The sequence below is a fragment of the Streptomyces flavochromogenes genome (assembly GCF_000717595.1).
GTDB classification, from domain to species: domain Bacteria; phylum Actinomycetota; class Actinomycetes; order Streptomycetales; family Streptomycetaceae; genus Streptomyces; species Streptomyces flavochromogenes.
On sequence record NZ_JNZO01000054.1, the window covers coordinates 1 to 21,037 of the forward strand.

The following is a 21,037-nucleotide window of genomic DNA, read 5'->3' on the forward strand; positions in this document are numbered from 1 at the left end:
ACGTCGCCATCGAACGATCCTCTTCCGTCGGCTGCGGTCCTGACCCTATCGAGCCGGTCTCAGGTCAAGACACGGCCGCACTTGCGGGACAGCCCTTAGGCACTGTCCGGCGGATCATGTGACTGTCGGATCAGAGGCTCGTTGTTCCTGGCATGGGGCGGGGTGATCTGACGCACGCCGAGTGGGTCCAGTTGGAACCGCACTTGCCGGCGTTTGGGCAGCGTGGCGGCCGGTGGAACGATCACCGCAGGGTGATCAACGGGATTCTGTTCCGGGTGCGCACGGGCATCGACGCCCCGGCACCACCGCCCTGACGAAGGACTCGGACGGTCCCGGGGCGGTCTGACCAGCAAAATCCACCTCGCAGGTGAAGGCGGATGCCGGCCCTTGGCGTTCCTGGTCACGCCCGGCCAGTGGGGCGACGCACCGCAGATGATCGAGGTCCTCGAACGCGTCCGCGTTCCCCGCCCGCAAGGCGGACGGCCGCGCACCCGGCCGGACCACCTCGGCGGCGACAAGGCATACAGCTCACGTCGCAACCGGCTACCTGCGAAGACGGCAGATCAAGCACACCATCCCCGAGCCGAAGGACCAGCGGGCCAACCGCAAACGGCGCGGCAGCAACGGCGGCCGCCCCACCGGCTTCGACAGCGAGATCTACAAGCGCCGCAACGAGGTCGAGCGGACGATCAACCGGCTCAAGAACTCCCGGGCCGTCGCCACCCGCTACGACAAGAGGGCCTACATCTTCCATGGCACCGTCGCGGCCGCGGCGATTCGGCTCTGGCTCAGGCCCTGACCATCAAGGTCAGGCAACAACGCAGGCGCCATCGCACCACGTGCGGTTCAGAGTCCGGCGGCCATAAGGATCCCCGCCCCCACGAAGGCGAAGACGCCTCCGATCACTCTGCACGTGGTGACGCTGCCGGGCCATGATCGGTAGGCGTAGGACATCGCCTGGAACCGGTCGGCCACCCCTCGGACGTTAGCGGCCAGGAGCCCCCCGCCCACGAGAGCGACGCCTCCCCACATCAGCTCGAACGCGTGACTATTCACGACGCGAGGATAGCCAACCTGCCTCGTCGGCAGGAGGTCTCACACTGATCCGCCGGAGAGTGCCTAGGCCGTATGGGGCATCAATCTTGCCCGTGACAGAAAGATGGGGCGATCTGCCGACGATGTCGGGCGGGTTCGCTGGGTATGCGGCATCCGGAAGCCGACCGGCAGCCCAGGACAACCGATACGAATATCTGGGGAACGACATGTCGCACATGCAGCTCCTGGCCAAAGGAGCGGGCCACGGGACTCCGCCCTTCTGGATCATCGCCATCGTCCTGATCGTGATCGTCGCAGGCGCGTTCGTGGTGACAAAGGCACGCAAGAGATAAGCGCAGGCAGGGGCAAGGTACGTCGCCTGGCCCGGCTGCTCTTCGGCCTGGGCGGGGTTCACCCCCGAGAGGGGCGGGGCCCCCGGCAACCAGGCCCACGAGTTGGTCACCACCATTTCGCTCGTACAACGCGACGGACAGGCACACCTACGCGTTGCCGTTCGGTGAGGGACTCACCTGGTCGAGGGTGAACAGCCCACCGTCGGGGTCTTGGAGGGTCACCTGTCCCCCGCCTCCCCATTCCGGGCCCGTGGCGGTAGTGCCACCGTTCTCCAGCGCCAGCGCGGTCGCCCGGTCCAGATCGGGAACCTTGAAGTGGACCAGCCAGCGGGGCCTCAGCTGCGGTCGCGGCGTGGCTTCCTCGACCGGCCCGCTGTTCAGCTTCGCCACGGGTCGCCTTCGGCGACGCAACACGACCTGATCCTCCTCGTAGGAGGTGTCGCTATATCTATCGCCGTCGCCCTGCCCCCATTCCAGGACCGCGCCGTAGAAGAGCGCCGCGTCGAACGCGTCAGCCGTGCGAAGCTCCAGCCAGGCGGGCGACCTTTCACCTCCGATACTCCATTCGGCGAGAACGCCTCCCTCCCAGACGCCGAAGACGGCGCCTTCGCGGTCAGCCACCAACGCGGCCCGGCCTCTGGGCGGATAGCACACCGGACCCACGCCCACAGTGCCCTCGACCTCCGCAACCAAGAATGCCCTCCCGAAACTCCCCTGTTGGAAGGTTCACCCCCGTACGGCTTCGTAGAAACGCTCCGCGGCTTCACGGTTACGGGCTGTCAGACTCAGCCACAAGGCGCGCCAATCATGTCGGCTGCCACCAGAACCGCAAGATGCTCCCTCCGGAGGCCGCCTCGGCCGCGGCGGCCGAGGATTGTTGCACCGGGCAGCTGCCCGCTTCGGCGCTCTCCATGCCGCAGGCGGATGCACGCGCTGCAGCTGCGGAGCCGATGCTCGGGCCGCAGGGAGCCGTGGCCGACCATGGCGTCCATCCAGACCTCGGACAGCGCCTCTCGCCCTCCTCAGTCGCTATCAGCCGACGTCCGGGCCAGCCTCGTCGGAAACGCCCGGGAGCAACGCTCAAGGTGGGGTAGGCGCGGGCGCCCCTTGGAGCGTGGCGTTCTGCCGAGAGGAAGCAACCCTCCAGCCCCCTTCCGGTGCAACGCTCGCCGAGGCACGCGGCATGGGGTTGCCCTATGGCGCTGTACGGGCTGTCATGGTGATCGGGGTCGGGCCGCTCCGTATCTCGCACGGCGGATCCACCCACCGTCCACAGGGAAGGAACCGGCCACCCCACAAGCAGGAGCAGCGCGTGGTGCTCAGGAACAGTCGAAGCGATCCCGCACTGGGCGGCCCGGGCAGCGCCGGCACTCGAAGAGGTAGTCACCGCCCGCGTCACCGAGCATGAGACCGGTGTCCTCGTACCGAACGCCCTGGTCCTCCACAGGAGTCCACGTCAGCTGGGACATGGCGTCCGCCTCCCAGCTCTCCACCGTCAGCAGGTGCTCCATCCGCTCCCCGCACCCGGCGCAGTCCGGCCACTGCGGATCCTGGCACCAGCCGGGGTAACCACCCAGCTTGGTCCCGGACGCGGTGGCCAGATGGCGCTCGTAGTCCCGGCCCGTCGCCGCCTCCACCTGCTCGAACCGCGGCTCCAGCAGATCCCACAACTCATCGGGCAGATCCCAGCTCGGGTACTCCTCGACCAGTTCCGGGTGGACGACGCACGGCCGCGGGACCCTTCCGGACGGGACCTCGCCGTCGACCACCGGCGCCTCGCCTACGGCACCGACGGCCGCCGCGTCGCGCCAGCGCACCTCGGGGAGCACCCAGCAGCCGTCGTGACGTCGCGGGCACCACACCACCTGCAGCAGATCGCAACCGGCCGGAAAGGGTACGAGCCCGAGGGCGTCGGCAGCGTGGACCTGGACGACGGGCACCATCGGAGACCGGTGGTGCACCGGACACACGGGCCACTCCTCCTCGGCCGGCCACAGCAGCGGACCACCCACCGAACTGTCCCAGAACGTCGGAGCACCAGCCCGCGGATGAAGCCGCACCGTCCGCCTGCGAAGAGGGGCGACCTCGGGAAACAGCCGCTCCACGTCCAACGGGCGGGGAGGGGTACGACGGGCCATGGGGCTCAGGCTACGTGCCAGTCCGCCGCATCTGCTGCTCACAGAGTGGCCACACCTGGCTAGTCGATCTGGGGCCCGACGGCGGCTCCGATCCAATGAGATCCGATGGCGGATGACGACACGGTTAGATGACACCCAAGGCCCGAGGGACGCTTTCGAAGCGCCGGCAGGAGCGACGGCGGGCCGTTTGCCATCGGCCGGGATCCGGAGCAGCGTGGACCACACCGACTGCCACCCGTACCGCGACACAGGTCCAGACAACCGGAGGCAGGAACCTGAGCGAGAGGAGAGACCAATGACCGCACCGAATGCCGACCCGGAAGCCGTGCCCGTCGTACGCCGCCAGGACGAGTCCGACAGCGTCTTCTGGGAGCCGGCGGAGCGCTGGGTGCGTGCGACGGCAGGGGAGCTCACGATCGTGGACAGCCGTAGACCGGTCCTCGTGTGGGAGCCCGGTCGCCCCGTACCCCTCTACGCGTTCCCGACCGACGACGTCCGGACGGACCTGCTGCGGAGGACGGAGCGGCCCGCCGACCGGCGGCGTCACGCGGGAGCGACGGTCTTCTACGATCTCATGCTCCCTGACCGGACCATCAGGGCGGCGGCCTGGACCTACCCCGGAGAGGAGCTGGCCGGCCGCATCAGCTTCGAATGGTTCGGGCGCGAGGTTCTCGACCACTGGTACGAGGAGGACGAAGAGATTTTCGTGCACCCGCGTGACCCTCACAAGCGGGTGGACGCCCTGCCCAGCAGTCGACACGTCCAGGTCGAGATCGAGGGCACGATCGTCGCGGACACGCACACGCCGGTTCTGCTCTTCGAGACGGGCCTGCCGGTGCGCTTCTACTTCCCGCGGGAGGACGTCCGCCTCGACCTCTTCACCCGTACCGACGGGCGTACCCGCTGTCCGTACAAGGGTGTGGCGAGCGAGTACTGGTCCTGGGCCGGCGACGCCGACGCGCGGCCCGACATCGCCTGGAGCTACCCCGACCCCCTGCCCTCCGTAGGAATCATCAAAGACCGGGTGGCCTTCTACGACGAGTCCGTCGATGTCGTCGTCGACGGAGTACGGCGGGAACGACCGGTCACGTTTTTCAGTCGCCCGTCACGATAGATCCCCACAGGGCCTCCCCGCCGGATGGCGAGAGTCATCGGAGACCCGGCTCGCCATCCCCGAGGAAGGGGCGGCCGTTCCGGGCGATTCCCGACCCGCGCCACCGACGACGTGCACGCATGTCACCCCTCGGGGCGCCGATTGTCCGGGAAGTCAGCTGTACAGCCGAGTGGGATCGCCCCCTAAGGGTTGTCCCGTAAGCGATCTTGCTCTGCGATGATCTCGACCGTGTCAGGCGTGATCACGGCGTCCGAGCCGTCATGGATAGCTCCGTTCACCGGTCTGAGTCCCCGCGTCTTCGGCAGGTTGGTGACCGCGCTGCGTCGCGAGGGTGTCGAATCCCAGGGTCGGGGCCGGCCGTGGAAGCTGTCGTTGGAGGACCGGGTGCTGCTGGTCACCGTGTATTGGCGGACGAACTTGACGATGCGGCAACTGGCCCTGCTGTTCGGAGTGTCGAAGTCGACGGTGGACCGGGTGGTCGACGACCTCGGCCCGAGGTTTGCGCTGCGCCCTCGTCGGCGGTTCGCCAAGGACGCGGTGCTGATCGTGGACGGCACCTTGGTACCCACCCGGGACCACAGCGTGGCCGAGCGGTCAAAGAACTATCGCTATTCCACCAACCATCAGGTGGTCATCGACGCCGACACCCGCCTGGTCGCGGTGGTCGGTCGGCCATTGCCCGTCAACCGCAACGATTGCAAGGCGTGGGCACTGTCCGGAGCCGAGGAAGCCGTCGGCCGCACCACCGTGATCGCCGATGGGGGCTATCGGGGCACCGGCCTGGTCATCCCGCACCGCCGCGGGCGCGGGCAGAGCGAACTGCCGGCCTGGAGGGAAGACCACAACGCTTCTCACCGCCACGTTCGCGCCCGTGTCGAGCACGCCTTCGCCCGTATGAAGACCTGGAAGATCCTCCGCGACTGTCGCCTGAAAGGCGACGGCGTCCACCACGCCATGCTCGGCATCGCCCGCCTTCACAACCTTGCCCTGACCGGATAGCGGATCTATGCCTACAGGACCGCGTCTGCGACCGCGTTTGGCATCTCAGTGCGCAGTGCTGGCGTGGTGGGAAATCTGGTTGACCCGATGTGGATGATGAAGGCGTGATCTCCAAGGAGCGTGCCGTCGAACGGGTGGAGTCGTTGCTGGCCACGATGCGGCTGGCACACGAGCTGGTCGTCCACGAGGTGAAGGAGCACGCGTTGGGCTGGCTCGTCTTCTGGAACTCGGCGGAGTACGCCCGCACCCGCGATCTGCGCGATCTCCTCGTCGGCGGCGGCCCCTACCTGGTGGACCAGTACGACGGGAGCGTCCACCACATCCCTGTCACCACGTGGGTGGGCGAGGACTGGGAGGAGCTCTACCTCCGGCAGATCAAGGGGGTACGGGCGCCCGACCCCCTGGCCGCTTCCGTGCTCGCGCTGATGAACTCCGCCGGGACGGTGGCCGCGATGCATCACCTCCGCAAGGAGGCTCCGCGGTTGAGCCTGCGGGAGGCGAGGACCTACGTCATGGCCGTCCGAAACGGAGCCGAGCCGCCACACGAGCTGGCGGACCTCACCAGGGAAGAAGAGGTCTGCCCACCTCTGGCGATCGAAACAGTGGCCGGCCCGGACCGCCTGTAGTCCCCTTGTGAGGGCGAGGCCCAGATCGTGTGGCTACGGCAGACCTCAAACGCGGCCTGAGATCACTTGCAGGACAGCCCTTAGGCGAGCAGGTCAGAGTAGTCAGACCACTCCTGAGTGGGAGTACCGCCCGATCACTGGATGGACCCCCATTGCAGCAGCTCTCTGTTCGACGCCACGTCACGGAGCCTTTTCCAACCTCACGCTGACGCGTGGTGAAGGACGAGGGCGGCTTGGACGATCGCTGTGATGCGGTTGGTGCTGCAGCGGAGTTTCCGTAGGAGACGCCAGGTCTTCAGGGCGGCCATGGCCTGCTCGCCGAGGCAGCGGATCTTGGCATGTGTGCTGTTGTGGCGGCGCTGCCACCGCTTGTGGCGACGGCCGCGGAAGGGAACCCGGATGGAGCCGCCGGCACCTTGGTATGCCTTGTCGGCCCAGTACTTGAGGTCGGCGTTCGGTGAGTGCGTCGATGATGCCGTGAGTGCGGGCGGCGGTCAGGTCGTGGGTGGAGCCGGGCAGTGCGGGCGAGGCCCACAGCAGGCGGCCGAACGGGTTGGTGAGGACTTGGACGTTCATGCCGTGGCGCGTGTGTTTGCCCGAGTGGTACGGGGTGTCGGCGGCGATGCGGTCGATCGGCAGCAGGATGCCGTCCAGGATCACGAACGCCTTGGCCCGCGCCACGCGCATCGCCTCGGCCAGGGTCGGCGCGAGGACCGCCAGTACGTCGACGGCTTCGCGTATGTAGCGGTATCCGGTCGCGATGCCGATACCGAATCCGGCGGCAAGCTGGGCGTAGGTGTCACCGCACCGCAGATAGGCCAGGGCGAGGAGAGCCTGACGGCCGGCGGTCAGACGCCGCCACCGGGTCCCGATCTCCCCTCGCCGGGCAGCGAGCCGTCCTGTCAGGTAACGCAAGGTGCGACTGGACAGGTCGATCGACGACGGGTAGACGAGCACACGAAGCTCCCGGCGGACGGTGAACCCGTCTACCAGGAGCTTTTGTCGTTCTGTAGAGCCGTCCCACGCGGAGCCAGCATCGCCAGGTCAGAAAGGGCTTACTAACGAGCTCGTGCACGGTTAGCGGTGAGATGCCGAGGGTCTCGGTGAGACCCGGTGCTCACCTCTCCCGTTCCGGGTCCAGGTCCGCAGTCTGCTGGTGGGAAAGCAGGCCGGCAACTGCTTGGATGGTGTCGCTCACGTGCTCGCGGCGGCCGAGGTGGCGAGCCAGTGCTCTCCAGTTCTTGAGGTGAGCGATGCCGTGCTCGACGCGGATCCGCCGGGACGAATGCGCCTTGCGCCGCCGTTCGTGCATTTCCTCGTACCAGTCCGGGGCGTCCTTCTTGAACTTGCGGTGTGGTGATGTGACCACGCGTCCACCGGTCTGGGCGCCGAGGCCTTGATAGCCGGCGTCCGCGAGGATCTCGACCGCTGGGCCGTCCGCCAGGAGCTTGACCAGCCCTAACTGGCGAGCATGGGTGATGTCCGCGCAACTGCCTGGCCTGGCTGGGCTGCAGAACAGCACCCGCCCGTTCTCGTCGGTGCGGACCATGGTCTTGACGGCGTTCTGCTTGTTCTTCCCAGAGATGAACTTGTCCCGGTCCGTGCGTCCGGTGGCCGGCCGTCGGACCCGGATCTCCGTGCCGTCGACGATGCCGGTCTGCCCACTGGCTCCGAGGTGATCGATGATCTCCGCCAGCGTTCGCAGCCGGACGCCGGGGCTGATCGTGCACCCCCGCTCGGCGAGCAACGGCCTCACCTCACCGACGGCCCGGGTGATGGTGGAACGGTCCACACCGAACCAGCAGGACAGCACATCGTGAGTGGCCCCGTGTCGGAGATGGACGAGCGCGGCCAGGAGCCGGTCGACGAACACGAACCGGTACTTCGCACCGGCGCCCACAGCCCGCCTCCGCGGCCGAGAGGCGAGCCTGGCCTGGTGGCGCTCGTGCCACAACGGACCCAACTCGGTCACGAGTTCAGCGATCACATCAGCCGACAGCCCCGTGATCCGGCGATTGCCGACGATCACTGCACGAGTCACGGTCCCCACCACTCGACCATGATCAACCATCCAGGGCTCGACGTCTCACCGCTAACCGTGCACGAGCTCGTTAGGGGACGTCTTCCCGATCGCTGACCACGGCTGACGGGTACGGCAGACGTGTCGGCTGCTGGAGTGGACTTGCCTGAGCGTCAGTGCGGTGCGCGTCGCGCAGGGAGGATCTTGGGGATTCTGGGGCGGTGACCAGTCACGGCTGCTCCGCACCGCGCCCTCTGCACGTACTGTTGCTGCTCCTCTGTCTCGTCCTCCCCGTCATGGGAAGGGCCGACGCCGCCGAACACGCCTCGCCCGATTGCCGAGCCGATCAGCTCAAGAAGGCCAAGGTGACGGCGCTGGCGGTCTTCGAGCACCGCGGCAACGACTACAGCGTGCTCAAGAGCACCATGGACGTCAGCGTGCCCGCCACTTGGGCTCGTGCCTCCGAACTGCTCCTGGACACCCACTCACCGGTCTACAGATCGGCGCTGGCATGCCTGGTGGGCAAACCCTCGCTGGGGCAGGGCAAACCCCTTGACGAGGAGTGGCGGTTCACGCCGCTGGCCGTGAAGGCCGACGGCCAGTGGGTCAAGGTCCACTACGAGGCAAGCACCTGGGTCCAGTCCTCGCTCTCCGCTGTCGGCCCGTGGGAGCTGACGGTGACGACGGAGTACTGGTTCGTCGAGTTGAAGCCTTCGCCCGCTCTGAAGAGCGCGAACTGGGAAAGCGTTCAGGTCAACCTGGGCGGTAAGGGCGCACTGACGGCCACGCCTCCGCCGGCCTTCGGCGAAGGCGGAACGAATCTGAGCTGGCGGCACAAGACGCCCGACCAGTATCCCGCGGTCACGTTCCGCCCACCGGCCGTACAGCAGTGGAACATCGTCACCACTTCGCCGGAGCCGCTCTGGGAGGCGTGGGAGACGTGGGGCGTCTGGAGCGCTTCTGGAGCGTTCTGGTATGTCGCCTCGGGCGCGTTGCTGCTCGTCGCGGCTGGGCGACTCAGGAGCAGCCTGGCAGGCAGGACGATGCCGGCGGAGTCGACAGCGCTGCGCTTTCTGCGGTGGTGGTCGCTCCTTTTGATCTTCCTGGGCCTGCTCGTCTACCTCGGAGACAACCTGTACCGGCTTCTCGGCCGACTGATGGGCTGGGACTTCGACTACTCGCCGATGCTGTCGGTGTTCAGCCTGGCATTTCTCGGACTTGCGCTGTGTCTCCTCGGCAGCCGGTCCAAGCGCCTGCGGGTGAGCGTGAGCGTACTCGCCCTGGGGATCCTCGGCTGGTACGTGGTGTCGGAGGTGTTCGAGTTCGCTTTGCTTCCCACATCCGACGTTCTGCTGTCCCCGCCGGGATGGACTGTGGCGGCCCTCGCCATCTGTGCGCTGATGTCAGTGTGCTGGCTGGGGGTGATCGCCGCAGGGCAACGGATCCTGCTGATCAGGGAGACACGGATCCCGCCGCGCGTGATGGTCCCCGCCGCCATCACGGCGGCGATGGTCACCGTCCTGTGGGGCTATCTCGCCTTCGCACGCTACTGGGACCGGATCAGCTGGCTCGCCGACCCCGGTCAACCGGAATTCCAGGTCTTGTGGGAAGAGACGCTCGACACCTGGTGGTTGTATTTCCCGAACTATGCTCTGATTCTGATGCTGGGCCTCGTGGGGATCCTGGCGCCGCTGGCAGTGCTGGGGGTCTTGCGGGTCTGCCGGGTCGAACAGTACGAGAGGTCGGCGTTCACACCCGCGCCGGCGGAGAAGTTCCTCCTCGTGGTCCTCTTCGCCATCACTCTCGCGCCCTTGGGGGATTACTACGGTCTTTCCGCCTACGCCCTCACCCTGCTGCTGTGCATGTGTGCGGCCTGGGGCGTCCTGGCCCTGGGTTCTTCCGTCTCCGTTCTGGAGCGGCCTTTCGCCGACAACGTGCCGCTCGGCATGACGATCTCGCAGACCGAGCGGGCCGACGTGCTGCGTCTGGCGCGCCGGTTCCGGGAACTCCAGGCGCGCCTGAGTCACCTCGGCACGGCAAACCCGGCGGAGCATGCCGAGCGGGAGTCGCTCGAGGCCGAGATCGACAGACTGGACCAGTCGCTGCCGATCGGCGTCAGACCGGTCGATCTTCCGTTCGCCTGTGGCCCTCTGACCACGTGGTGGGGCAATGCTCGCCGGGGGGCCGTCATCGCGTCTCTCGTCGGGTTGCCCGCGACCGGCCTGCTGTACTGGACGTACGCGGTGAAGGATGACTCCTGGACGGTGAACGCGGAGGATCCGGTGGGATTCCTCGGGATCACGTTCCTCATCTTCTTCTGGCAGACCGCGTGGCTCGTCGCGGGATTCTTCCTCGGGGCGCTGTGGCGTGATCTTCCGGGCCGTCACGGGCCGACGAAGGCGCTCTTCGTCGCGCTCGCGTTCGCCGTTCCGGAAGTCGCCGACTTCCTCGTCGCCCAGGCTCTCGGAGAGAGCGTGCCCTCCTTGATCGGCGAGATCGCGGCATTCGCTTCGGTCATGACGTGCACGGGTCTGGTGATGGACCTGCAGACCTTCCAGAACGAGCGCCGCTACTGGGCGACCAACGCCGGCATGGTCGCTTACATCTACCAGATGCGCTTCGCCTCTGTGGCGTTCTTCGTGGCACAACTCATCGCGCTCGCCACGCTCTGGAAGACCCTCTCGGAAGTGGCCTCGACGTCACCCACCCCCTAGTACTCCAGTGAGATTTCGTGTCCTGAGCTGGTTCTTCTTCGGTAGTGGCAGTGTCGGGCTGTGGCTTGGTGGCGTCTGCGCCAGTGGGACCAGTTCAGGGCATGCAGGCGTCTGTCGTCATGGGGCCGGGGGTGGGGCAGGAGAGTGTCAAGCAGGCGCCGTATCTCTGCCACGGTGAGCGGGACGAGGGCTGATCCGTTTCTGCAGCCCCATTTGCGGCCTCACAGTCCTGGGCGGCGAGTGCTGTCAGGACGGCGTGGGCGAGCATGGCCAGGGTGATGTGCCGATACCAGCCCGTGTAGCGGCGGACTTCGTACTGGTCCAGGCCGCACTCGTTCTTCGCGGCCTGGAAGCACTCCTCGATCGCCCAGCGGGAGCCGGCCACCCGGACCAGCTCCGGGATATCGACGCCGACGGGTGCGTAGGCGAGGTAGTAGGCGATCTCGCCGGGGTCGGAGATGCTGCGGCGGGCCATGACCCAGCGGTGATGGGTCGGCGGGTCGGGGTCGAAGACGATGTTGGCGGGCAGCTTGGCCGCAGCCCAGTCGTAGATTCGCGGTCCCTTTGCCCCGTTGCCGCAGGACAGCCGTTGCCAGGCGTCAGCCGGTGCTTCGTCGATGAGCTGGTCGATGCGCAGGTGCCGGCCAGGGACTTGATCTGCTGGGATTTGGGCACTGCCACCACGTAGCCGATGTCGAGTTGCTCGAGCAGGCGGCGGAAGTGCCAGTCCTGTCCGTAGGCCTCGTCCGCGGTGACCCACTTGGCGGGCATGCCGCTGGCCAGGCAGCGGCGGACGATGTCCCGGGCCAGTTCACCCTTGGTCGCAAAGCCGCGTTCGTCGGGGATCTTCGCGGCCCGGCACCGGTCACGATCCGACGTCCAGGCTTTGGGCAGGTAGAGCTCCCGGTCCACCAGGGCCCGGCCCGAGCCGGTGGCATAGGCGGCGAACACCCCGATCTGGCAGTTGTCGATCTTTCCAGAGGTGCCGGTGTACTGCCGGCCCACCCCGGCCGACGTAGTGCCCTTCTTGATGAACCCCGTGTCGTCGATGATCAGCACTCCGCCCGGACCGAGCCGTTCGGCGACGTAGTAATGCAGGTCGTCCCGGACCGCTTCGACGTCCCAGCGGGAACCGTTGAGAAGATGCTGCAGGCCCGCCGGATCACGGTGACCGGCCCACTCAGCCAGCTGCCAGCCGTTCTTTCGCCCGACCGGCGCCAGCAGACCACGCACATTCCCGCATCCGCCATCGCAGATCCGCCCGGACAAACCGGCCCGCCACCCGAGCGAACACCGACTCCAACTCAGCCTGCCAGCAGTCTACTTCAGCTATCGCCTCCATACCCGGACAACGACAACCACCAGCTCAGGACACGAAATCTCACGGGAGTACTAAAAGGGCGTTCTATCCTTGCCGGGGCGTTTGATAACTCGGGAGATGCCGGCCGCTTGGGGTGGCCCGTGCCGGCGTGTGAGGATCCGCTTGTGGAGTGTGATGTGTGCGGGCGGTCGATGTGGCGGTGGCCGGTACCACCGACGGCCCGGGAAGAGGAGATTTGGTCCTGTTCCTGGTGCCATGCGGTCACCCATGTGGGCGGCGAGTGGTTCGAGATTCCGCAACCGCCGTATCTGCCCCTGGGGATGCGCTGGGAGGAGGCCGTCGCGGATGGCCTTGCCTCTGGTGTCTCCCACGCGTTCGGCATCTTCGACAAGACGCTGTGCGGCATTCAGGAAGCCGGCATGTCACCGTCCGACTACGGGTGGCTGCCGGAACGGGAAGATGCCTGCGGCGCCTGTCGGGAAGCGGCGAGTGTTATCGATGGCCGCTGGCCGCAGGCGATGAGGGGGGAGAACATGCGGGTCAGCGTGGCCCGGCGGCTATGAGTCCTTCCGTTCGGAGTCGACTCTCGGGTGAGCCTGCGGCTCATCAGGTCGATCATCGCGAGGCGGATCATCGCTTCGGAGCGGTGGGGGTGGTTTCGTAGTCGCGGGCGAGGCGGCGGTGATGCATGAGCCAGCCGAAGGTCCGCTCGACGACCCAGCGTCGCGGAATCACCTTGAAGCCTTTCTGGGCAGGGTCGCGGCGGGTGACTTCGACATCGATGCCCAGGCGGGCGCCGTGGTCGATGACCTTGGTGCGATAGCCGGTGTCGACCCAGGCTTTGGTGATGCGGGGGGGGCCTTCGGCGATGTCCGAGAGCAGGTGGATGCCGCCGCGTTGTCGGAGATGCTGGCGGCGGTGACCCAGACCGCGAGGAGGAGGCCGAGGGTGTCGACGCCGATGTGGCGTTTGCGGCCCGCGATCTTCTTGCCCGCGTCGATGCCCTGGCTGGCCGCGGGCACGTTGGCCGAGGTCTTGATGCTCTGGGCGTCGAGCACGCAGGCGCTGGGCTCGACATCGCGGCCTTCGGCCTTCCGGACCAAACGCCACAGGAGGCCGTTGAGCTGGTCGAAGACCTCGTCCTTCTGCCAGGCGGCGAAGTATCCGTAGACGGTTTCCCATGGAGCGAAGTCGTGCGGCAGATACCGCCAGGGGATCCCGGTCCGGTCGACGTAGAGGATGGCGTCCATGATTCGGCGCAGATCATGTTCGGGCGGCCGGCCGATGTCCAGGCCCTTCCCTCTTCGCTCGGCCCGCCAGGCCGTCAGAGTTGGTTCCAGCAGTTTCCAACGGGCATCGGACAGGACCGATGACCGCCGTCCCGCTACAGGGCGCAAACCGGCGTGAGCGGGGGCGTGTTGGGATCAGACAGGAGCCAAGAGGCCGAAACAGACCCCCGAAGGCCGTCATGCTCCTCATCTGCCACAAGAGACGTCTACTGCCTCAGCCAACCCGAAGCAGTCCGCCACCTGAACTACAAAGAAGCACCCCGAGTGGGATAAAACGCTCTTTAAGACGTCGTTTCTTATGGCTGTCAGAGCGGCATGAGAGCCTCCTGGCATGAGCTACGACCTGGCTGTCTGGGAAGGCGAGAGGCCGGCGGATGACAAGACCGCCGGCCGAGTCTTCAACGACTTGTACGACCGCTACATCGACAGCGAGGTAGAAGGGCTTCCATCCGAACGCATCGCGGCTTACGTGGCCGCGCTGCTTGAGCGGTGGTGCGACCTCACCGAGGACGAGGAGAACACCTCGCCCTGGTCGACCGGGCCGTTGATCGGCGAGGCCAGTGGGCCGCTGATCTACTTCCCCATGCGGTGGAGCATGGCCGAGGAGGCGTCCGCCTACGCGGCGGCCGTGGCGGAGTCCATGGGATTGGTCTGTTTCGACGTGCAGGAGAACCGGCTCAGGCCGTAAGCAGGGCAGCCAGTCGGCGGTAGCCGATGAGGGTCGCGGCTATGCCGACGAAGGCAAGGAGGTGTTCGGCCTTGCGTTCGTAGCGGCGGTGGAGCCTTCGGCAGCCTGCCAGCCAGGACACGGTTCTCTCGACCACCCACCGATGCCGGAGCCCAGCCGCTGTGAGGACTCGACGCCCTTGCGGGCGATGCGGTGACGGATTCCCCGCCGGCGGAGCCATCGGCGCAGGTGGTCGTAGTCGTAGCCCTTGTCCGCGTGCAGTTTCGCCGGCCTCCGGCGCCGGGGCCCGCGGCGGGACCGGATGGGCGGGATGCCGCGCACAAGCGGCTCAAGCCCTGGCTGTCGTGCATGTTCGCCCCGGAGATGCCCAGCAACAGCGGCAGCCCGCTCCGGTCGGTGATCAGGTGGATCTTCGATCCCAACTTGCCACGGTAGGTCGGATTCGGTCCCGTCAGTGGCCCCCCTTTGCGGCCCGCAGGCTGACGGAGTCGATCGCACACCGCGACCAGTCCAGCTCGCCTTGCGCTCCGAGTACGTCGAGGATCACGCGGTACAGCTTGGCCCAGACCCGGTCCCGGTTCCACTGGGAAAACCGGCGGTAGACCGTGGGCCAGGCGGGGCCCCGAACACCGGCGGCAGTTGCCGCCAGGTGCAGCCCGAGGTCGCCACGAAGATGATCGCAGCCAGGGCTTCACGGTCTCCGGCCCGGCGCCGGCCACCGCCCTGCGGACGTAGACCTGGCCTTCCTCGGCCTCGCCGCCGCCCGCTGCTGCTACAAACGACTCGTCCGCCTCCAACCGCATAGGACACGGTCTTGGACGGCTCCCTGAGAGCGACACAGCCGACGTCGAAGACCTGTTCTCGACCAAGGGCTGCCTCTGGCTGCACAGCAGGCCTGAGAGGCAGCTGTCCAGAGTGGGTAGGTGACAGCCTTCCCGTCCTGGCTGCCCACCCATTCAACCCACTTCCCTCCGTTTCTCACTCCGTCCGCCGTCCCCATCCGTTCCGGATCCGTCCCGGCGCTGTTCTACGATCACGGTTCTGCGATCATGCGGGACGCCGTACGAGGACTGGACGGACTGGGGGACGGAATGGCGATCGACAGGCCTGGCCGGCCGGAGGACCTGCCGGCAGCCGAAGTGCTCTGGGCGCGCTGGGCTCTGGTCGCCGTACTGGAGGCAACGGCGGAGGCGGAGGCCCGGGGCGGCCGCCGCAGCGGCACGTGGATCGACGGACAGGGTCTGCATCTCGACGACCGTGGCTGCACTTGGTGGACGTTTCAGCCAGTGGGAGAGGGCCGCTACCTGCTGTACGGCGAGGACGAGTCCAGTGCCGTGAAATGGCACGAACCCTCGATCGACATGCTGGCGCAGGGGCCGGACTGGCTGCCGTATGAGCGCCTGCGCCGGCTGTTGGAGGGCTGGGAGCTGGGCTGCGTGTACTGGTACGAGAACGGTGCCTGGGCCCGTGCGCCCTATCCGGACGAGTTGGACGATGACGGCCTCGACTGTGGAATGAGCCGTTTCGCAGTGCGCGAGGAAACGCTGCGGGAGCTGATCGCCTCGGAACGCGGCCTGCCTCGGGGGCGGGCGGATGGTCTGTTGGCCGCGGCCGAGGCGCGCAGCCTCACGTCCGCCGAGGTCCGGGAGGTGCTGGACGCGGCCGCCGCCGGGGACGAGTACGTGCCGGCGGACCGGGAAGCGATGCTGAGATCCCTGGAGCTCGCGGCTCTGACGGCGCCCGTCTCTGTCACTCCGGCCCCGTCAAACCACCCCGGCTGAGGGCCGGGAGTCCATCCCGTCGGCGCCCATGTCGCAGGGCGCGGACGGGAAGCAGACGCTGGGGCTACCGGCCTCCTTCCAGGCGCTCAGCGGTTGGAACCAGGGTGGGTCCCACTTCGCAGCGAGTGGGACGCCTCGACGGGCATGGTACGGCCGGCTTGCTCAAGCGTGGCGTCGCGCCGCCCGGGCACCGGCACTCCGCCCGCCCATGGAGGGCGTCAGGTGTTGTTCGGTGTCAGCGGCCGCGGCCGGCCCGTGCCCTTGGCTGGTACGCCCTTCTGCCGGCGGCTGCGGGCCGTGCCGGGTGGGGGTGCCGCCTTGATGGGCGTGGTGGTGGAGCGGAGCGGGGCCTCCGCCGTGGCGGCCTGGACGCGGAACGCGGGTGCAGCCGAGGTGGAGGGGGTGTCGCCGGGGGTACGGGGTCGCGTCCATCGCCGTCTGCCCGGCTGACGTGCAGCAGCACCTCCTCAGCCGCACCACCACAGTCCGCACTCCCCCACCACACCGCTCTGAGATGGCCCAGGCACCCCAATCGGAGCCGGGGGCCACGTGTGCGGGCGCGGACAGCCTCGACGGTCTCGACAAAGACCAGGAGACAGAAGACCTAGCACAGAACGAGACGATGGACGGCCCAGCGGTGCCAGTGGCCGGGTACAGGCTCTACACCGCCGAGGAGGAAGCCCTCAAGTGGTGACCGGCCCCCGGCCCGGGAGCGGAAAGCCGTCCAGTCGCGGGGCACACAACGACGCCTGCATCTCAACTCCCCCCCACCACGAAACGACACCCGAGGAAACCTGGCGTGAGCGGGTGCTCGGCGCGCTTCAAGTGAGGAGCGTGGTGAGGGTCGTGGTGACTACTGTGGCGAGGGTAATGACGGCGGCGAAGACGGCGGCGGCGCGAGTGAGGGCGGTGGGGTAGGTGGCGCCGTCGATGCGGGCGAGCTTGCCGGCTGCGGCGCCGGCAAGCAGTGCAATCACGGTGATAAGGCCGGTGGTGAGGAGGACGACGGCGACCGTCACGGCAAGCTCCCGGTAAGAGATGGGTTGTTGGCGTGGTCAAAGTTCGCCGACCAGCTGTTCGCCATGGTTCGCGAGAACGAAGATGAACAAGGGTGAACACACCGTCTTGGGGGTGCACGTGGAGGACGAACAGAACGCCCGGACCGCCCCAGGGATCGAGCTGGGCAGGAGGATCGATGAGGGCCGGGCACGGGCCGGACTGAGCCAGGAGCAGCTGCGCATACAGGCCGGGCTGGGGCGTACGACCGTCTCCCAGGCGATCTCGCCCCGCGGGCCTGTGCCGTCGGTGGACACGGTGACCGCGCTGGCCCGGACGCTGGGCTTGCCACTCGGCAAGCTGCTGCAGTTGCAGTGGAGGGCGAAGGAGGAGGAGCAGCGGGTCGGGATCACGGCTTCGGCAGTAGGAGCCCCTGGTCGTCCGCTGGGCCAGTGGGAGCCGCACGAACTGGAGGTCCACCCAGCAGGCCCCGACAAGGACGTCTCCGATCCGGGTACGCCAAGGGCACGGGTGCTGCCGGGGTACGTGCAGCGCCGGCATGACCGGGTGCTGGCGGAGGCAGTGCGAGATTCCGCGGCAGGCCGGAGCCGAATCGTGGTGCTGGTGGGTACGTCGTCGACGGGGAAGACGCGGGCGTGCTGGGAGGCGGTGCAGCCGCTCGCCAACGCGGGATGGCGCTTGTGGCATCCGTTCGACCCCACCCGTGCGGAGGCCGCACTGGCTGAGCTCGGACAGGTCGAACCTCGAACAGTGGTCTGGCTGAATGAGGCCCAGCACTATTTCGGCGACCATACCTTCGGCGAACGGATCGCGGCGGCTCTGCACCGGCTGCTGATGGACGAGGAGCAGAGGCCGGTCCTGGTGCTGGTCACGCTGTGGCCCGAGTACGCCCGCCAGTACACCTCACTGGCCGCTCCGAGCGGCGATCCGCACAGTCAGGTGCGGGAGCTGCTGGCTGGCCACATGGAGACCGTCCCCGACGCCTTCGACGCGGCGGCCCTGACAGCCGCCGCTACCCTCGCGGAGCAGGGTGACCGATTGCTCGCGGAGGCTCTTACCCGTGCCCGTGACAGCGGGCTGATCACCCAGGACCTGGCCGGGGCGCCCGAGCTCCTGCGGCGTTACGAACAGGCTACCGGGCCTGCCAGAGCACTGCTCGAAGTAGCAATGGACGCCCGCCGCCTCGGTGTCGGCCTCCACCTCCCTCAGGCCTTCCTCACCGACGCCGCCCCCGACTACCTGAGCGAGCACGACTACGACCAGCTCACTGAGGACTGGGCCGAACTCGCCTACGCCGAACTCGCCGAACCCGTGCACGGCAAACAGGCACCCCTGCGCCGCACGGCCCTGCGGCCTCCCCGACGTCCGCCCGCTCCTGCTACCAGTGCCGAAGCCGCGGCCCAGCGGCCCGCAGGACCGGTCGTCCGGCTCGCCGACTACCTCGAGGAACACGGCCGTACCGTCCGCCGCCGTCTTTGCCCGCCCGCCTCCTTCTGGCACGCCGCCCACACCCACCTCACCCGCTTCGAGGACCTGCGGACTCTAGCCAGGGGTGCAGACAGCCGGCACCGACTCCAGTGGGTGTACCACCTCCGCCACCGCGCCGCCGCCCTGGGCGACACCTCCGTGCTGTCGTTCCTGGCCATGGCGCACGAGGAGGCAGGAGACCGGGAAGGTGCCGAGGGCCTTGCCCGGCACCACGCCGTCCACGGTGACACCCATACCCTGGTCCGGCTGGCCGAGCTGCGGCAGCAGGCGGGCGATCGAGAAGGCGCCGTGCTTGTCCTTCAGCAGGCCGCCGCCCACGGCAGCACCTCTGCCGTGCTGCAGCTGGCCGAGCTGCAGGAAGGGGCAGAGCATCAGGAACGCGCCGAGCGAATCCTCGGGCAACGAATCGATGACGGCGACACCCGCGCAATCGCCCAACTGGTGCAACTGCGGCACGATGCCGGCGACGGTGAGGACGCTGAAGCCCGAGCGCGGCACGCCGCTTGCCAAGGCGACACACATCTGCTGTCTCTGCTGGCCCAGCTGCGGGAGAACGCAGGGGACCGGAAAGGCGCCGAGGCCCTGGCTCTGCAAGCCGCCGCCGACCATGAAGACACCGATCCCCTGTTCCGACTGGCCGAGCACCGGTACAAGGAGGGGGATCGGACAGGCGCCACGGTGCTCTTTCAGAAGGCCGCCGCCCATGGAAACACCTATGCCATGGCACTCCTTGCCGGTGCGCTGGAAACAGCCGGGTATCACGAACGCGCCGAGCGTCTTCTCCAGCAGGTCGCCGACCGCGGCAACACTGACATCATCGCCCGACAGGCCGAGCTGCAGGAGCAGAACGGAGACCGCAAAGGCGCCGAGCGCTTCCTCCAATACGCCGCCGACCACGGTCACACCCCTGCCCTGGTCCGGCTGGCCGCGCTGCGGCGAGAGGCCAGGGACCGGGAAGGCGCCGAGCAGCTACTCCAACAGGCTGTAGACCACGGTGACCAAAGCGCCATCACCCCACTGGCCCGTCTACGGGAGGAGGCCGGGGATCGAGAAGGCGCCGAGCACCTTTTCCAACAGGCCGCTGACCACGGTGACACCCGTGCCCTGGCCGACCTGGTCGAATTGCGGGAGAGGGCGGGTAATAGCGACGGCGCCGAGGCCCTGGCCAGGCACATCGCCGGCCAGGGGGACACCATTGCCCTGACCCGACTGGCCATGATGCGGGAGAAAGCCGGGAACAAGGAGGACGCCGAGGCCCTGGCCTGGAAGGCCCTCGACCACGGAGACAGGTCGTGCCTGGTCCGCCTCGTCATAGCGAGAGAAGCAGCCGGAGACCGGATCGAGGCCCTGGCCCGGCAGTTCGCTGACCAGGGCTACCCTCGTGACAAGTCCCTCACCAGTCAGCGGCTGAGGGATACGCTCCTCAAGCTGTGGCCATACGGGCTGGATCCAGACGGGGTACCCACGCCCCCGTGGCAGCCGATTGCGTCCGAATTCCTCGGCTGACCAGCACGACCATTCCGCTCCGGCCGGCCGCCCGGGCCGGGACGGCCGCTCTGTGGAGGTGAGCAGGTTCCCTGCTGCGTCACGGTTGCCGCCCCGGAACTCATACGGCTACCCGCAAAGTGCGCATGCAAGTTTGCCTCGACCGGGGCTCCTTGCGCCCTCCCCCAGGTTCCGATTTCGCCGGCGGCACAGACGCGACCTTGTTTCGGCATGACGGTGGCCGCCCACCCCCTTCGATCAGGGGTGGACGGCCACCGTCATGCCGGCCCTGAACTACGCCAGGAGCCGTCGTGCTACCAGCGATACCAGCGGCCGCTGCTGTTCTTGGGCCGCGCGACGAAACCGATCAGCCAGATCACTAGGACGGCGATCGCGACCCACCAGAGAATCTTCACCGCGAAACCGGCACCGAACAAGAGCAGAACGAGCAGAAGAACAAGAAGCAGGGGAACCATAGTTATCAACCTCCGAGGCACCGGATGCCCTGGCACCCCCCCCCACCCATGCATATGATTCTTATTTGTTTCTTATCGACGCAGGCGGGCATAATGCGCGCCCGGCTCCTCACTCCCCGGCGATGCCTGCCTTTTCCCGCCGTGTCGCGCCTCGTGCCGACCTCCCCCATTCGGTGAATCGGGAGATCCGGCGTCGACGAGCCGCGCAGGGTTTAGGTCTCGGAATCGTGAGCAGGCGGTGGTCACGACCAACCCGGTACTACACGAGGAGGTCCCCATGTCGGGCACCGAGAAGACCAAGGCACAGGCCGAGCAGGCCAAGGCCGACCCCTCTCCCCCAGGGTCGGGGTCCATCCGCGTTCCCGGCCGCCCCACACACCCTCGGACCCGGCACTAAGAGGTCATCTCATTTGGCTGCCAACAGTGGGGAATATTGCTGGTGAGAGCGTCTCGATCGCTGTTGAATGCCTCGATGAGCGACTACTGGACACCA

General features: G+C 67.6%; 15 protein-coding genes and 5 pseudogenes. 9 read left to right on the forward strand and 11 right to left on the reverse strand.

Going from position 1 to position 21,037, the window contains the following annotated elements:
* Positions 1-152 precede the first annotated feature (152 nt).
* Positions 153-799: pseudogene (locus IF00_RS44525) on the forward strand (IS5 family transposase).
* Positions 800-846: 47 nt separating this feature from the next.
* Here the strand turns inward: IF00_RS44525 and IF00_RS0139060 are convergent.
* The 3 genes from IF00_RS0139060 to IF00_RS42070 all read right to left on the reverse strand — a co-directional run bounded on the left by IF00_RS0139060 (position 847) and on the right by IF00_RS42070 (position 3,358).
* Positions 847-1,056, reverse strand: a complete 210-nt coding sequence (locus IF00_RS0139060; protein WP_030326649.1) for a hypothetical protein — start codon at positions 1,054-1,056, stop codon at positions 847-849.
* A 479-nt stretch (positions 1,057-1,535) separates the two neighbouring features.
* Positions 1,536-2,009 (reverse strand): VOC family protein, encoded by a 474-nt coding sequence (locus IF00_RS42065; RefSeq protein WP_245234769.1) that lies wholly within the window; start codon positions 2,007-2,009, stop codon positions 1,536-1,538.
* 698 nt (positions 2,010-2,707) lie between these two features.
* A complete protein-coding gene (locus IF00_RS42070) occupies positions 2,708-3,358 on the reverse strand; it encodes a hypothetical protein (RefSeq protein ID WP_245234770.1) in 651 nt (216 codons plus the stop codon).
* Between the two features lie 463 nt (positions 3,359-3,821).
* Here IF00_RS42070 and IF00_RS0139080 point away from each other — a divergent pair, with 463 nt between their 5' ends.
* The 3 genes from IF00_RS0139080 (at position 3,822) to IF00_RS0139090 (ending at position 6,265) form a co-directional block, all read left to right on the forward strand.
* A complete protein-coding gene (locus IF00_RS0139080; protein ID WP_030326653.1) occupies positions 3,822-4,640 on the forward strand; it encodes a DUF427 domain-containing protein in 819 nt (272 codons plus the stop codon).
* A 228-nt stretch (positions 4,641-4,868) separates the two neighbouring features.
* Positions 4,869-5,639 (forward strand): IS5/IS1182 family transposase, encoded by a 771-nt coding sequence (locus tag IF00_RS0139085; protein ID WP_030326655.1) that lies wholly within the window; start codon positions 4,869-4,871, stop codon positions 5,637-5,639.
* A 104-nt stretch (positions 5,640-5,743) separates the two neighbouring features.
* On the forward strand, positions 5,744-6,265 hold the full coding sequence (locus IF00_RS0139090; RefSeq protein ID WP_030326657.1) for a YrhB domain-containing protein: 522 nt from the start codon (positions 5,744-5,746) through the stop codon (positions 6,263-6,265).
* A 200-nt stretch (positions 6,266-6,465) separates the two neighbouring features.
* On the opposite strand, the pseudogene IF00_RS44530 reads toward IF00_RS0139090, so the two are convergent.
* A pseudogene (locus tag IF00_RS44530) lies at positions 6,466-7,222 on the reverse strand (transposase family protein).
* A gap of 160 nt (positions 7,223-7,382) precedes the next feature.
* Entirely contained in the window at positions 7,383-8,306 is a 924-nt protein-coding gene (locus IF00_RS0139100; protein WP_245234771.1) for a transposase, read from the reverse strand.
* Positions 8,307-8,581: 275 nt separating this feature from the next.
* On the opposite strand from IF00_RS0139100, the gene IF00_RS0139105 reads away from it, so the two are divergent.
* Positions 8,582-10,999, forward strand: a complete 2,418-nt coding sequence (locus IF00_RS0139105) for a DUF6185 family protein (protein WP_158710588.1) — start codon at positions 8,582-8,584, stop codon at positions 10,997-10,999.
* A gap of 94 nt (positions 11,000-11,093) precedes the next feature.
* On the opposite strand, the gene IF00_RS48165 is transcribed toward IF00_RS0139105, so the two are convergent.
* Together IF00_RS48165 and IF00_RS48170 are read right to left on the reverse strand one after the other, a co-directional pair.
* Entirely contained in the window at positions 11,094-11,666 is a 573-nt protein-coding gene (locus IF00_RS48165) for an IS701 family transposase (RefSeq protein WP_425338361.1), read from the reverse strand.
* Positions 11,603-12,232: pseudogene (locus tag IF00_RS48170) on the reverse strand (IS701 family transposase); the annotation flags it as partial. The pseudogene IF00_RS48170 and the gene IF00_RS48165, both read right to left, overlap by 64 nt.
* 357 nt (positions 12,233-12,589) lie before the next feature.
* Between IF00_RS48170 and IF00_RS0139115 the strand changes: the two are divergent.
* The gene (locus IF00_RS0139115; protein ID WP_245234772.1) at positions 12,590-12,883 is read left to right on the forward strand and encodes a hypothetical protein; all 294 of its coding nucleotides are present in this window, start codon (positions 12,590-12,592) and stop codon (positions 12,881-12,883) included.
* A gap of 2 nt (positions 12,884-12,885) precedes the next feature.
* Here the strand turns inward: IF00_RS0139115 and IF00_RS44535 are convergent.
* A pseudogene (locus tag IF00_RS44535) lies at positions 12,886-13,717 on the reverse strand (IS5 family transposase); the annotation flags it as partial.
* 223 nt (positions 13,718-13,940) lie between these two features.
* On the opposite strand from IF00_RS44535, the gene IF00_RS0139125 reads away from it, so the two are divergent.
* On the forward strand, positions 13,941-14,297 hold the full coding sequence (locus IF00_RS0139125) for a hypothetical protein (RefSeq protein ID WP_030326669.1): 357 nt from the start codon (positions 13,941-13,943) through the stop codon (positions 14,295-14,297).
* Here IF00_RS0139125 and IF00_RS47925 read toward each other — a convergent pair.
* Positions 14,287-15,038, reverse strand: a pseudogene (locus IF00_RS47925) (IS5 family transposase); the annotation flags it as partial. The gene IF00_RS0139125 and the pseudogene IF00_RS47925 sit on opposite strands and share 11 nt — an antisense overlap.
* A 182-nt stretch (positions 15,039-15,220) precedes the next feature.
* On the opposite strand from IF00_RS47925, the gene IF00_RS0139130 reads away from it, so the two are divergent.
* Entirely contained in the window at positions 15,221-16,078 is an 858-nt protein-coding gene (locus IF00_RS0139130) for a hypothetical protein (RefSeq protein ID WP_245234774.1), read from the forward strand.
* 821 nt (positions 16,079-16,899) lie between these two features.
* Here IF00_RS0139130 and IF00_RS0139140 read toward each other — a convergent pair.
* Positions 16,900-17,097, reverse strand: a complete 198-nt coding sequence (locus tag IF00_RS0139140) for a hypothetical protein (protein WP_030326674.1) — start codon at positions 17,095-17,097, stop codon at positions 16,900-16,902.
* Positions 17,098-17,179: 82 nt separating this feature from the next.
* Here IF00_RS0139140 and IF00_RS42085 point away from each other — a divergent pair, with 82 nt between their 5' ends.
* Positions 17,180-20,089 (forward strand): helix-turn-helix domain-containing protein, encoded by a 2,910-nt coding sequence (locus tag IF00_RS42085; protein ID WP_051820873.1) that lies wholly within the window; start codon positions 17,180-17,182, stop codon positions 20,087-20,089.
* A gap of 293 nt (positions 20,090-20,382) precedes the next feature.
* Here IF00_RS42085 and IF00_RS0139150 read toward each other — a convergent pair whose 3' ends face one another.
* A complete protein-coding gene (locus tag IF00_RS0139150; RefSeq protein ID WP_030326678.1) occupies positions 20,383-20,544 on the reverse strand; it encodes a hypothetical protein in 162 nt (53 codons plus the stop codon).
* Positions 20,545-21,037: the final 493 nt, after the last annotated feature.